Annotated in this window: 11 protein-coding genes; 2 read left to right on the top strand and 9 right to left on the bottom strand. The window is 71.8% G+C overall.

Features of this window, described 5'->3' with window-relative positions:
- Window positions 1–1,546 (top strand): hypothetical protein (locus tag ADY59_RS52020; RefSeq protein WP_049575673.1); only part of this gene is annotated, 1,546 nt, incomplete at its 5' end.
- Entirely contained in the window at window positions 1,543–2,922 is a 1,380-nt protein-coding gene (locus ADY59_RS42830; protein ID WP_049575671.1) for an extracellular solute-binding protein, read from the top strand. The genes ADY59_RS52020 and ADY59_RS42830, both read left to right, overlap by 4 nt.
- Before the next feature lie 21 nt (window positions 2,923–2,943).
- Here the strand turns inward: ADY59_RS42830 and ADY59_RS42825 are convergent, their stop codons facing one another.
- The 9 genes from ADY59_RS42825 to lnt all read right to left on the bottom strand — a co-directional run.
- A complete protein-coding gene (locus tag ADY59_RS42825) occupies window positions 2,944–3,549 on the bottom strand; it encodes a hypothetical protein (RefSeq protein WP_049575668.1) in 606 nt (201 codons plus the stop codon).
- Window positions 3,550–3,628: 79 nt separating this feature from the next.
- A complete protein-coding gene (locus ADY59_RS42820; RefSeq protein WP_049575665.1) occupies window positions 3,629–5,461 on the bottom strand; it encodes an ABC transporter ATP-binding protein in 1,833 nt (610 codons plus the stop codon).
- The gene (locus ADY59_RS42815; RefSeq protein WP_231619162.1) at window positions 5,461–7,380 is read right to left on the bottom strand and encodes an ABC transporter ATP-binding protein; all 1,920 of its coding nucleotides are present in this window, start codon (window positions 7,378–7,380) and stop codon (window positions 5,461–5,463) included. The genes ADY59_RS42820 and ADY59_RS42815 overlap by 1 nt, the downstream gene beginning before the upstream one ends.
- 182 nt (window positions 7,381–7,562) lie before the next feature.
- Entirely contained in the window at window positions 7,563–9,023 is a 1,461-nt protein-coding gene (locus tag ADY59_RS42810) for a hypothetical protein (protein WP_197094124.1), read from the bottom strand.
- A gap of 52 nt (window positions 9,024–9,075) precedes the next feature.
- Window positions 9,076–9,819 (bottom strand): ABC transporter permease, encoded by a 744-nt coding sequence (locus ADY59_RS42805; protein WP_049575660.1) that lies wholly within the window; start codon window positions 9,817–9,819, stop codon window positions 9,076–9,078.
- Window positions 9,816–10,529 carry an ABC transporter ATP-binding protein gene (locus tag ADY59_RS42800; RefSeq protein ID WP_049575657.1) on the bottom strand — a complete coding sequence of 238 codons (714 nt, stop codon included), beginning with the start codon at window positions 10,527–10,529 and terminating at the stop codon, window positions 9,816–9,818. Before ADY59_RS42800 ends, ADY59_RS42805 begins: the two co-directional genes overlap by 4 nt.
- A 67-nt stretch (window positions 10,530–10,596) precedes the next feature.
- Window positions 10,597–11,211, bottom strand: a complete 615-nt coding sequence (locus ADY59_RS42795) for a dihydrofolate reductase family protein (protein WP_049575655.1) — start codon at window positions 11,209–11,211, stop codon at window positions 10,597–10,599.
- An 82-nt stretch (window positions 11,212–11,293) separates the two neighbouring features.
- Window positions 11,294–11,692 (bottom strand): hypothetical protein, encoded by a 399-nt coding sequence (locus ADY59_RS42790; protein ID WP_049575653.1) that lies wholly within the window; start codon window positions 11,690–11,692, stop codon window positions 11,294–11,296.
- A 55-nt stretch (window positions 11,693–11,747) separates the two neighbouring features.
- Window positions 11,748–13,079: apolipoprotein N-acyltransferase (gene lnt / locus ADY59_RS42785; RefSeq protein ID WP_049575676.1), on the bottom strand; the 1,332-nt coding region annotated here is incomplete at its 5' end.

Below are 13,079 nucleotides of genomic sequence, written 5' to 3'. Positions count from 1 at the left end.
CGCCTGCCCCGCCCCCACCGAGCTGCGGCTGGTCACCGCCCCCGAAAACGTGGTCCAGCTCAGGGAGCACACCAGGCGGTACGTGCGCGAGAACCGGCGGTCCGACGGCTGCCCCGCGGTCCACATGACGGTCGCCGCCGCACCGCCCCCGGTCCACCTGCGCGACGCCTTCGCCAACAACTGGGAGCGCGTGGAGGACCGCCGCGGCCAGCCGTACGCCCGCCTGTACGACCTGCAGCCCGACGCCTGGGTGGCCACCTCGTCGGCCGGGCCCGACGAGCTGCGCGCGAAGGGGATCACCTGGCTGGGCGACGGCAGCGCCGACGTCGTCGTCGGCCAGGACGAGCTCGTCCTGGCGATGACCGAGAGCCGGCGTGAGGAGCTGCTCAAACGCAAGAAGTACCCCGACCGCTACCCGCTGCCGGAGGTGTGGCGGACCTTGCGCGACGACATGGGCATGACGATCGCCCGGCCCTTCCCCGAGACGTCGATGAGCGCGCTGATCGGCACCGACGACCTGGTCCAGGGGCTGAAGCTGACCTCGGGCGCGTACGAGAAGCTGGAGAAGGAGCTGGTCGCCGACGGCCTCGGCGCCGACACGGTGAACGCGCTGCTGTGCGAGTTCGGCCGGCTGTCCGCGCCGCTCGCGTCCAAACGGGAGATGTCCGACGGGCCCAAGATCGCGCTGCTGGTGCCCAGCCACAGCCTGGCCGACTACAACGCCGGCCGGGTGGAGGGCTGCGCGGACACGAGCGGCGGCGAGCGGCTCATCGCGGTGCACCACCCCGCGTTCAGCAAGCTCGAATACCACTACGTCGGCGTGAGCCTGCGCGGCCAGCTCTCGAAGGGACGCCAGGACCTGGTGAGGAAGTTCGGAGAGTGGCTGCGGACGCGCCGGTTGTTCCCCGACACGCAGGTGGCGGGCACGGTCAAGGCCGACAAGGACAGGCTCGCCCGGCTGGAGACGCAACTGCTCGACCACCTGCGCCCGGAGCTCGACCTGCGGCTGCTGGTCGACACGTCCGGCTCGGCGGACCGGCCGGTACGCGTCCAGGCCGCCGAGTCGCTGCGCGGCCAGAGCCGGATCCTCGGCCCGCGTGACCACGTCGAGGTGCTCGCGCTGGGCAGCCCGGAGGCCGGCGGCCGGGCGGACGTGACCGAGATCGCCGCCCAGAGCTCCCGCCAGCAGCTCGGGGCCGTCTCCGCCCGGATCGAGGACACCGCGTTCGACCAGTGGGACGCGCCCATCTCCGCCGCGCTCGGCCAGGTCGGCGACCCGGACGAGTCGGTGGCCTCGCCCGTGGTGCTGCTCACCGACGGCCGCCTGTTCGACAACGAGAACGGCGCCGGGGCGGCCTCGTCCATCGGGAGGGCCCTCCAGGACGCCTCCTCCGTATCCGGGCTGTACGTGGTCGTCTTCGGCCAGAACCGCTGCGCGGTGCCCGAGCTGATCGGCACCGGCAAGCCGTACCGGTGCGTGCTGGCGGGTGACCGGGTGGCGGAGACGATCACCCGGGCCATCATCACGGTCCGGGGCTGGCGATGAGGAGCGAGGAACTGCGCCCGTTCGCCGTGCTGTTCGCCTGCGCGCTCGCGGTGGCGCTCGCGATGCGGCTGTTCTGGCCCACCGGCGGTGCGCCGCCGCAGGCGAAACCGACGCCCCCCGTCAGCCCTGTCCCGGTGCCGTCGACGCCCCCGGCCGACTGCGGCGACGAGGCCGACCTCATCGTGGCCACCGGCGACGACATCAGCACCGGCAGCGTGCGGCGCGAGGTGTTCGACGACTGGAACCGCTACCAGAAGCCGCCCGGCCATCCCCGGGCCAAGCTCCTGGAGCTGTCGGGCAGCACCGACGTGCGGCGCGCCCAGATGGCGGCGCTGGCCCAGGCCGGCAGTTGCCAGTATCACGTCCTGGTGCTCGACCTGGCGTGGGTCGCCGAGTTCGCCCGGCACGGCTACCTGCGACCGATCGACCTGACCGACCCCGGCAAGTTCCTGCCCGGCCCGCTGCGGGCGGCGCAGATCGACGGGGAGCAGTACGGCGTGCCGTTCGCCGCCGACGCGCCGCTGGAGTACCGCCGCACGGACGTGCCCTCCGGCGGCTACCTGCTGCAGCTGAACGACAAGGAGATGGGCACGATCAACTTCCTGGAGACGATCGAGTTCGGCGGCGGGCGGGTGCTCGACGGCGACGACCGCACCGGCGTCGCTCTCGACGACGACAGCTGGGAGTCGCTGAGATCGCCCACCCGCACGGCGTTCGGCACGGACACCGACGTGACCGTGCTGCGCGAATCGCTCCACCTGGACGAGGACCAGAGCGTCGCCGCCTTCAAGGACGGCCGGGTCGGCGTCCGGCCCGTCTCCTACATGCGCAACTGGCCGATCGCCTTCCACCAGCTGGCCGCCGACCCGCGCATGCGGGGCGCGGACGGGAAGCTGCGCTTCGAGGTGCGCGCGCCGGAGACGAGCGGCGGCGTCCTCGGCGGGTCGGTGCTGGCGATCTCCAAGCACATCCCCGCCGACAAGCTGCAACCGGCCATGCGCCTGATCGAGCAGCTCACCGGTGACCAGGTGCAGTCCCACCTGTTCGCCTGCGGCGGCTACGGCCCGGTGCTGACCGCGATCTACGACGACTTCCGGTCGGGGCGCGGTGCTCCCTGCCGGCACGAGGGCAGCTCGGAGATCATCGCGCCGAGCGCCCAGGAGCTCGCCACGCTCGCCGTGGAGACCCGGGAGTCGGTCGAGCTGGCCGAGCCGAGGCCGAAGTCGCCCTACTACGCCCAGTTCAGCGAGGCTTTCCGCCGCTGCGCGCGCGGCGCGTGGGAGGAGCAGGTGGTCCAGGACACGTTCCTGTCGTCGACGGACATGCTGAAGGCGGCCCTGGACGGCAAGGTCCCCGACGGCAGCCCGACGTGCTAGCGCCGGCGGCAGCGGGCCGCCTCAGTGCCGGGCGTCCCGGGCCGGGCACATCACGCGCGTGTTCCACGGCTCGAACGGGCCCTTGGGGTTGTGCTTGAACAGCCAGATGTGCAGGTCGTAGTGGATGGCCATGCCGTCCTCGTGCGGCTCCATCGGGCCCTGGAACTGCCGGCCGAGCAGCCGGGGACGGTCGTCGGCGGTGGCGATGAGCTGGTCGCGGTCGTTCTTGAAGTATTCGACCGCGCCCAGCCTGCGCCCACCACGCTCGGTCGGGACATAGACCAGGACTTCCGGACGATAGAGGTCGATGTCCTGATCCCCGGCCAGCGTGGGATTCACGTAGTGATATCCCATTCCGCCCAGACGCCGGCCGCTCGCATCCTTGTACGGATATTCGCTGCAGGTATTCGTGGGCCGGTAGCCGTAGCGCTCGGCGACCCGGGGATCGCGGAACTTCGCCATGGCCCGGCGCAGCCGGTCGAGCTCATCGGGGCGGCCGGCCTGGACCTTCGGCTCCGGCGGCTTGGTGAACGCCGTGTGCGGCGTGTGTGCCGTAGCGGCGGGCGAAACCAGGAACACCGGCCCCGCGCAGGCGGCAGCGAGCAGCGTGGCTGCGATTCTTCTCATGCCAGTTGTTTTCTGCCGCCCGCGCACTCGCCAAACGCACGGAAATTCAAAGAACAATCGTCCACCGAAATAAGCGGGACTAGCCCGATATATCACTACCAACAGCGACAAAGCCGGTGCCGGCGCGGTAGTTGGGCGACTGGTGCCGGAAGTACGTGTTGTACACCTGGCAGTAGCGGCCGCCCCGCGCCAGCAGCGTCGAGTGGTCGCCCTCCTCCACGATCTGGCCGTGGTCGAGCACGATGATGCGGTCGACGTGCTCGATCGTGGACAGCCGGTGGGCGATGACGATCGAGGTGCGGCCGGCCAGCACCAGATCGAGGCCCTCCTGGATCTGCGCCTCGGTCAGCGGGTCGACGCTGGCCGTGGCCTCGTCCAGCACCACGATGGCCGGGTCCTGGACGAGCAGCCGGGCCAGGGCGACGAGCTGGCGCTGGCCCATCGACAGGGCGCGGCCGTGCTCGCCCACGTCGGTGCGCAGACCGTGCGGGAGCGCGTCGATCCAGTCGCCGCCGCCGACCGCCGCCGCGGCCGCCAGCACCTCCTCGTCGCTCGCCTCCGGCCTGGGATAGCGGATGTTGTCGGCGACCGTGCCGCTGAACAGGAACGGAGCCTGCGGGACCGCACCGATCTGCTTGCGGTAGGCGGGCAGGTCGAGGCTGCGGATGTCGCGTCCGTCGATCAGCAGCTCGCCCGCCTGGAACTCGTAGAACCGGGTGATCAGCTTGCTGAGCGTCGACTTGCCGGCGCCGGTGTGCCCCACCAGCGCCACGGTCTCGCCGGCCTCGATGACCAGGTCGAAGTCACGCAGCACCGGATGGGCGGCGTCGTAGCCGAACGTCACCTCGCGGAACTCGATGCGGCCCGCCAGCCTGCCTGGCTTGTCGGCGGCGCTCTGCACCACCCGGGGCGGCGCGTCGATCAGCGCGAAGACCCGCTCCGACGCCGACAGCCCCTGCTGGAACTGCGACCAGAACGCCGCGATCGACGTCAGCGGGAACCAGAAGAGCGACACACCCTGCAGGAACAGGTACCAGTCACCGGCCGACAGCCCGCCGCCGAGCACCGCGTCGCCGCCGAGCTGGACCAGCGCGACCGTCGCCAGCCCCGCCACCAGGAACAGCACCGGGAAGATCGCCGAGAAGACGAACCCCTGCCGCAGCGTCACCTGGTAGCTCTGCCGGTTGATCGGCCGGAACTCGTCGTAGACCTGCTGCTCCTGGCGGAAGTTCTTGGCCACGGCGATGCCGCCCATGGTCTCCTGAAGGTTGGCGTTGACCCGGCTCAGCGAGCGTTGCGCCCTGCGGGTGCCGGCCCGGGCCAGCCGCCTGAACAGCAGCGCCAGCCCCACCACGACCGGCACCACCAGCAGCGTCAGCAGCGCGAGCTCGACGCTGTTCAGGAACATCAGCACCGTGACGAAGCCGACCATCAGCACCTGGCTGATCAGGTCCATCGTCAGCGTGGACACGGTGGCGAAGTCGTCGGTGTCGGACGTCACCCGGCTGACGATCTTGCCGGACGGCGTCTCGTCGTAGAACGACAGGTCGCGCTCCAGCACCGCGTCGAACGCGTCCTCGCGCAGCCGGAGCACCACGTCGCCGGTGACCCTGGAGCTGTTGCGCTGGCGTACGTAGTTGAACACCCAGCCCAGCGCGCCCGCGAGCAGCAGGGTCAGCGTGAACTGCCAGCCCACCTCGTCGATCGTGCCGTCGGCGATCGCGTCGACGGCCCAGCTCGCCACCAGCGGCATCGCCGCCTGCGTCATCGACGTCAGCACGATCATGGCCGCGACCAGGAACATCGCGCCCAGCTTGGGGCGGAAGTAGGACAGGATGCGGCGGAGCAGATCACCGTCCTTGTAGGAACGGTCGTAGTCTTCCGCGTCGAGGCCGTCCATGAGGAACCCCATCAGCGCTGCCCTCCCAGCGCCGGGGCCTCGCCGACCCCAGCCTCGCCCGCCCTGCCGTCGCCGGCCCGGCCCTTGCCCGGCCGATTGCCGTCCGGCCGGTCGCCGTCCGGCCGGTCGTCGGGCGGGTCGGTGTGGTGATCGTCCACGCCTGCCTCGTCGTAGTGGGCGAAGATCCGCCGGTAGAGGCGGCTGCGCTCGATGAGCTCGTCGTGGGTGCCGAAGTCGACCAGCTCGCCCCGCCTGAGCAGCAGGACCTTGTCGGCCCACCGGATCTGCGAGAGCCGATGGGTGATGAGCAGCGTGGTGCGCCCGTCGAGGATGCGGCCGATCGCCTGCTGGATCCTGTCCTCGGTGGCGGAGTCGATGGCGCTGGTCGAGTCGTCGAGCACGAGGATCGCCGGATCGGTCAGCAGCGCCCGCGCGATCGCCAGCCGCTGCCGCTGCCCCCCGGACAGCGTGACGCCGCGCTCGCCGATGACGGTGTCGTAGCCGTCGTCGAGCTCGGCGATGAACTCGGCCGCCTGCGCGTCCTCGGCCGCCCTGACCACCGCCTCGCGGTCGGCGCGCTGGCCGAGGCTGAAGGCGATGTTCTCGGCGACGGAGCGCGAGAACAGCACGATGTCCTGCTCGATGGTGGAGATCTGGGAACGCAGCGAGTCGAGGTCCCAGTCGCGCACGTCGACCCCGTCGACCAGGATCCGCCCCTCCGTGACGTCGTAGATCCGGGGCACCAGCTTCGTCAGCGTGCTCTTGCCGGACCCGGTCTCGCCGACGATCGCCACCGTCTCACCCGGCCGCACGGTGAACGTCACGCCGCGCAGCACAGGATCGCCCTCGTCATGACCGAACGTCACGCCGTCGAAGACGATCTCTCCGCTGATCGCCCCGCTGTGCGCGTCGGCTCGCTGCTCCAGCTCGGTCTCCGACGTGATGACGTCCAGGATCCGGCGGGACGACACGATCCCCAGCTGGACCAGGGAGAACGTGAAGATCGACATCTGCGTCGGGAAGCCCAGCATGGCCAGCAATCCCATGAACGACACCAGCTCGCCCAGGGTGATCACGCCGGTGCCGTGGAGGTGGAGCCCGTGCCACAGGCCCCCGGCCATCGCGAACGCGAACAGCAGGGTCGGCAGGTAACGCGCCTGGACCAGCCCGTTGCGCACGAACGAGTCGCGGTAGCGGCGGGCGTTGAGGCGGAACCTGCGCCGCTCCTGCCCCTCCTGCGCGGTCACCTTGATGACCTCGATCCCGCGCACGGCCTGGCTCAGCCCGGCGTTGAGGTCGCCGAACTCCTCACGCATCCGGGTCGCCACCGGGTTGAGCTGCCGCATGTAGTGCCACAGCGTGCCCGCGAACAGCACCGCGAACACCCCGGGCACCAGCAGCAGCCGGGGATCGATCGCGCCGATGAAGAACAGCGGCACCAGGCCCTGGATCCCGGAGTCGACGATCAGGTCGACACCCGGCGTGATCATGATGGAGAGCTGCCGGATGTCGTTGGCCGCCCGGGCCATCAGGTCACCGACCCGCTGCCGGTTGTGGTAGGTCTGGCTCTTGCCCAGCAGGCTCACGTAGAGCTCGTCGCGCGCGTCGCGCTCCAGCCGCTTGGCCAGCACCTCGCTCGACAACCTCGCCACCAGGTCGAACAGCCCCCGCACGATCACCACGGCCAGCAGCGTGAGCGCGATCATCCCCAGTGCGTGGATCGCCTCGGCTCGCTCGCCCAGCACGGCGTCGAACGCGCTGCCGGTGAACTGCGGCACCATGGCGTTGAGCACCACCATCACCAGCGACCCGCCGAGAAAGCCGATCAGCAGAAGCGGGTGGCGGCGCAGATGCGACCAGAGCCACCGCACCGGGCCGCGCCGGTTGTAGCGGGGTCCGTCAACGGAGAACTCCGAACTGCTGCTGGTCACGTCCAAGCCCCCCGGCCGCGAATCTGCGGACAACGACCCTGTTTTGTACCACCCGGCGCCGACAGATTCCCAACGCTTTTCCGCCCCGGAACGCCGGTACCACCGCCTCCACCCTGCGGCGTCACCCCACACCCCACCGCCCACCGTGACATCCCTCCCAGGCCCTCCGCCCGGTGGCGACCTCAGCCCTCGCGCCGCGAAACCGCAGTGCCGGCACCAGCCGCACCGGCGACACCGGCGACACCGGCTGCAGTGGGGGTGCGCCGGCGGCGGCGGTGCCGGAGCAGTGTGGGCAGCCAGGGCAACGCCCCGGCGACCAGCAGCAACGCCAGCCAGGGCGCCCGCCACCAGGCCGAGATGCTCGCCACCGGCGGGGACGGCGGCACCACCACCCACGGCAGCGCCGTCTTCGACCACGCCAGGAACGCATCGCCGATCGGCATCAGCCCGAACGCGTACCGCTTGGTCCACGGCGTGCCGACCGGCACCCCCACCAGTTCGCCATAGTTGGCCAGCGCCCCGGCGAGTGCGGTGTCGCCCTGCGACTGGGCGGCGCCCAAGGTCACGACGCTCGCCGACAGGCTTGTCCCGAGCGGCAGCGGCCCGGAGTCGACGTCGCCCGGCCCGTCCATGCCGATCGGATACTCCCTGGTCGCCGGCCCCAGCCCGAGCGGCGACACGACGAACAACTCCCGGAACCGCAGATATTGATCCCGGGCGAACCCGGGATCCACCTCGATCAGGAACCGCTGGATCACGCTCTGCGAGCTCCCCCGGGCCACCTCCAGCGCCTCACCGGCACTCTCTGCCGCCTGACCGGTGCCGGGGTCGGCTCGGTGCGGGAGCAGGCCCGTACGCGGATCGAGCCGTTGCCGCACCTTCCGCAGCCACCGCTCGACGGTGCCGCCGTAGCGGGGCGGCAGCAGCGCGTCGTGCAGCCGCAGCGACGCCATGGCCACGGTGGAGTCGACCGGCCACGCCTGCTCCGGGTAGGCGGCCAGGTAAGGCGAGGCGGAGGCGTCGAAGGCGTCGCCCAGCGCGGCCGAGTCGTCGGCGAACCGCCGCAGCTCGCCCGCATCGCGCGAGTCACCGGGTTGCAGCGCCAGCACCCCGCCACGCAGCCAGTTGGTCCAGCCGCGGTAGAAGACCCCGTGAGACGGGACGAGGTCGCGGCTGAGCGGCGCCCGCCCGGCGGGTGAATCCAGCCGGGCCAGCGCCCACCGCGCCTCGCGCAGCGCGCCGGACCGCTCGCCCGCCGGCTCCCGCATCCCCAGCTCGACCCAGGCCAGGCCGTACAGCGCGTGCAGGAAGAAGAACCCCTCCGGGAACAGGTGCTGCGCCTCGTCCCCCGCACCGGCGTCGAGCGCCGACCGCACGAACGCCAACTGCCGCCGCACCCCCGCCGGCTCCCCACCGCCCCCGGACATCCCGCCATCAACCCCGGCCGCCACACCAGCGGAAACCGGGGAGGCCGAGCCACCAACACCCACCGAGGCCGAGACGCCCGCACCGGTGGGGAGCCCCGCCGTGGCGGGCACGGTCAGCCGGATCGCCCCCACCAGGGCACACACGCTGACCCCGGCCGCAGCCGCCCGGCGCGTCCACCCCAGCACCCGGCGGGTCATCGATGGCGCCCTGGACATCCGGTGATCGTAACGCAACCCACCAGGCCGAAACGGGCACCGGTGCCGTACGTCAGGTCACCTCCTTGCGCGTCACCCGCACCGTGCCGGCCACCGCCGGCACGACGATCCAGAAGGCCGCCGCAACGGCCAGCCGCACGGCGTCGGCGCCGGTCAGGTCACCGGCCATGAGCGGCATGGCGGCGGTGTTGAGGTCGAGCCACTCGGCGAGTGTCCTGCCGAGGTCACCGAGCAGGCGGACGCCGCTCCACACGATGGTCGCGGACAGGCTGATGACGATCGCCGCCGGCGCGTTGAGCAGCAGCAGGCCGAGCGCCAGGCCCGACGCGACGCCGAGCACGCAGCTCGCGGTCCAGCCGAGCAGGGCGGCCACGTCGACGTCCCACGTGGGCGCCACCCCCTCGACGCCGGCCACCACGGCGGTGACCGGAACCGCGACCAGCATCGCGAACAGGGCGGCGAGCACGGCCGTGACCAGCGGCGGCACGCACTTGGCAGCGATCACCCGCCACCGCCTGGGTTCGAGCGCGAACGTGGTCAGCGCGGTGCGGTGGCTCCACTCGCCGGTGACGGTGAAGATGCCGAGCACGGGCAGCAGCGTGCCGTAGCCGACCCCGGCGGTGCCGACCAGGAGCTGGTAGTCGGGGCCGGCGACCAGGCCGCGGGCGGCGATGACGGCGACGGTCAGGGCGACCAGGACGGCGGTCATGATCTTGCCGCTGCGGGTGTCGAAGAGCTTGCGCGTCTCGACGGCCAGCAGCCGCGGGAACGGGATCGGTGCGGCGGTGGCGGTCATGCGGGGCTCCGGTCGGCGTGGGAGGTCAGGTCGAGGAAGGTCTGTTCGAGGGTGCGGCCCTGGCTGAGCTCGGCCGGGGTGCCCTTCGCGAGGACCCGGCCGCGGGCGATCAGCACGATGTGGTCGGCGACCTGCTCCACCTCGTGCAGCAGGTGGGAGCTGAGCAGCACGGCGCACCCAGCGCCGGCGAGGCCGCGCAGCAGCCCGCGCATCCACTGGATGCCCTGCGGGTCGAGACCGTTGGCCGGTTCGTCGAGGATGAGCACGCGGGGGCTGCCGAGCAGCGCGTGGCCGATGCCCAGCCGCTGTCTCATGCCGAGCGAGTAGCCGCCCAGGGTGCGGCGGCTCTCCTTGGACGTCAGCCCGACCAGGTCGAGGATCTCGTCGACGCGCTGCTTCGGCAGGCCGAGCGTCAGCGCACCCAGCGTGAGCACTTCCCGCCCGGTGCGGCCGGGGTGCTGGGCGCCGGCGTCGAGCAGCGTGCCGACCTGGGCGGCCGGGTTGTGGAGCTCGGCGTAGGGCCGCCCCAGGACGGTGGCGGAGCCCGAGGTGGCGCGCGCCAGACCGACCAGGATCCGCAGGGCCGTCGACTTGCCGGCGCCGTTGGGCCCGAGGAACCCGGTCACGCTGCCCGCCGCGACGGTGAACGACACGTCGTCGAGCGCCTTCACATCCTTGTAGGCCTTGGTGAGGTTGCTGAGCTCGATCATGCGCCCAAGTTCATCGAATTCGGGCGCGTACCTCATCGGCCTCAGGTCGAGCTCTGCCGGCCGGAATCTAGACCTGGGTGAGCCCGGTCGTAGACCCAGGTCGGTGGTAGGTCACGTGGGTGACGAGACTGTTGCCCGAGACCTTGACGGGTTCGAGGGTCATGGGCCCGACCCCGTCGAACAGCCGCTCCCCCGCCCCGATGACCACCGGCGCGACGTGCAGCCGCAGCTCGTCGATCAGCCCCGCCGCCAGGTACTCGTTCACCGTGCGGGCGCCCCCGGCGATCGCGACGTCGGCCTCGCCCGCGGCCTCGCGTGCCTGTCGGAGCGCCGATTCGATGCCGTCGGTGACGAAGGTGTAGGTCGTGCCGCCGAGCATCTCCAGCGGCTCGCGCCCGTAGTGCGTCAGGACGAAGACCGGCGCGTGATACGGCGGCTCGTCGCCCCACCAGCCCTTCCAGTCCAGGTCCCAGGCGCCACGGCCGGGCGCGAACATGTTGCGTCCCATGATGTACGCGCCGGCCTCCGTGATGGCCTTGACCTCCGGGGCCTCGGGCTCCTCGAACATCCACTGGTGCAGCGTGTCGCCGACGCCGTCGCCGAACGGGTTCTCCAGGGTCTGGTTGAGTCCCGCGGCGAAGCCGTCGAGAGAGATCGACAGGTCGCAGGTCACCTTGCTCATGGTGTTCCTCCAGGTCGTGCGGCTCTTTCAGGAAGAAGTCGTAGCCGCCCGCCCTTTCTTGACACGCCCCGGAAGATTTCCGCTACCCGCCCGGCTGGACCGTCACCCGGTAGGCCAGCCGCAGTCCCGCCGAGGCGTGGGCGGCCCCGCTGACCAGGAGCCAGCGCGCCGGGCCGCCGCGTGGATCGGCGGTGTAGGCGGCCGACACCCACTCGACGCCGATCGGGAAGTGCCCGGACGACTGCGTCCCCGGCACGAACCACATCACCTGCGCCTCCGCCCACACCAGCGGCGCCGCCGCGCCCTCCCCCAGCGCCGGGACGTCGGGCGGGTAGAAGCTGAACTCCGTGGCGGGCTCGTTCGAGCGCCACATCTGTATACGGGCGTTGTGCCCCACCCGGACGACCCCCGAGTAGACCGTCGTGGTGGGCGTCAGCACGAGCGCGGGGTGCGCGGTCAGTTCGAGGATCTCGTACGGCATTCCGCGACGGTAGGGCAGTCGCCGGTCCGCCGGAAGGGCCCCCGGTGCGGGGCTTTCACCCCCCGGCGTGATGCCGGAGCCGCCGGGCGGCGAACACGGCCCCGGCCACCAGGACGATCCCGCCGGCCAGCGCCGGCACCCAGTCGCCCAGGACGACGTACGACGTCATCCCGCGCGACAACGGCACGTCGACCACGAAGGCTCCCCGGTAGCCGGGCGGGTACCAGGCCAGCCGCCGCCCGGTCGCGTCGAAGGCCGCCGAGGTGCCGTCGAGCTCCACGAGCACCGCCGGACGCCCGGTCTCGACCGCTCTGACCGCCTCGAAGCTCGCTTGCTGCGGCTGCGCCCAGCTGCCGTGGAACGTGGTGAGCGACCCCTGGACAATCGTGACGTCCGCCCCCATGCGGACAAGTTCCCGGCGCATATCGGGAAAGGTCGACTCGTACGAGATGAGCGGCCCGACCCGGCGGCCCGACACCTCCAGGATGGTCAGCCGGTCACCGGTGACACGGTCCCGGTCGGCCGCCTCGGTGTGGCCGGTGATCCACCCCAGCAGCGGCCGAAGCGGGACGTACTCGCCGAACGGCACCAGGCGCTGCTTCGTGTACGTGCCCACCAGGCCGGTAGTCGCGTACTGGTGTGTCGACTTGGCGATCCTGCCGGACGGATCCGCGGCGTCCACGTTGACCAGCAGGTCAGCGCCCACCTCTGCGGCGGCCGACCGCAACGCGCGGTCGAGACCGGGACGCCGCGCGGGATCGACCCCGACGCTGCTCTGCCCCCACACGACCACGTCGGGCCGGCGGCCGGCGAGCTCGCGGGTCAGACGCAGATGCTCCGCGACCCGCCGATCGGCTCCCGGCACCATGCCCGCCTGGACGCCCGCCACCCTCATGGTGCCCGTCACCGGGGGCTCGGGCCGTACCAGCCCGTAACCGACCCCCGCCACGGTCAGCGCGACCGCCGCCCCGGCCCCGGCGAGCCTGGCGCGGCGCCCGGCGCCGGGCAGCACGGCGGCGGCGAGCCCGACGTTGACGGCGACGAGCAGGAAGCTCACCAGCCAGACCCCTCCGAGCGCCGCGAGCCCGAGCACCGGCCGCGCCTGCCACTGGCTCAGCCCGAGCAACCCCCACGCGCCCCCGAAGTGCTTCCACGATCGCACCGCCTCGATCCCCACCCAGACCGAAGGCAGCACCAGCACCGCCGCCAGGACCCGGGCCGGAGAGGGCCGCCGCAGCAGCCAGTACGCGGCCATCCCGAACGGCGCCCAGAACAGTCCGACGACCGCCATCACCAGCGGCGAGAACACCCCCAGGGAAGGCAGCAGCCAGTGCAGCAGCGTGACGAAGAAGCCCACCCCCGCGCACCACCCGCGCCACGCCGCCTC

Source organism: Nonomuraea sp. SBT364 (assembly GCF_001083785.1).
In the GTDB taxonomy this organism is placed as follows: Bacteria; Actinomycetota; Actinomycetes; order Streptosporangiales; family Streptosporangiaceae; genus Nonomuraea.
Note: the sequence above shows the minus strand (reverse complement) of the source record. Positions and strands in the feature narration are given on the sequence as shown.

Coding starts and splice junctions, on each gene's coding strand:
- ADY59_RS42830 (WP_049575671.1), top strand. CDS start 1,543: ATGAGGAGCGAGGAACTGCGCCCGTTCGCCGTGCTGTTCGCCTGCGCG.
- ADY59_RS42825 (WP_049575668.1), bottom strand. CDS start 3,549: ATGAGAAGAATCGCAGCCACGCTGCTCGCTGCCGCCTGCGCGGGGCCG.
- ADY59_RS42820 (WP_049575665.1), bottom strand. CDS start 5,461: ATGGGGTTCCTCATGGACGGCCTCGACGCGGAAGACTACGACCGTTCC.
- ADY59_RS42810 (WP_197094124.1), bottom strand. CDS start 9,023: ATGTCCAGGGCGCCATCGATGACCCGCCGGGTGCTGGGGTGGACGCGC.
- ADY59_RS42805 (WP_049575660.1), bottom strand. CDS start 9,819: ATGACCGCCACCGCCGCACCGATCCCGTTCCCGCGGCTGCTGGCCGTC.
- ADY59_RS42800 (WP_049575657.1), bottom strand. CDS start 10,529: ATGATCGAGCTCAGCAACCTCACCAAGGCCTACAAGGATGTGAAGGCG.
- ADY59_RS42795 (WP_049575655.1), bottom strand. CDS start 11,211: ATGAGCAAGGTGACCTGCGACCTGTCGATCTCTCTCGACGGCTTCGCC.
- ADY59_RS42790 (WP_049575653.1), bottom strand. CDS start 11,692: ATGCCGTACGAGATCCTCGAACTGACCGCGCACCCCGCGCTCGTGCTG.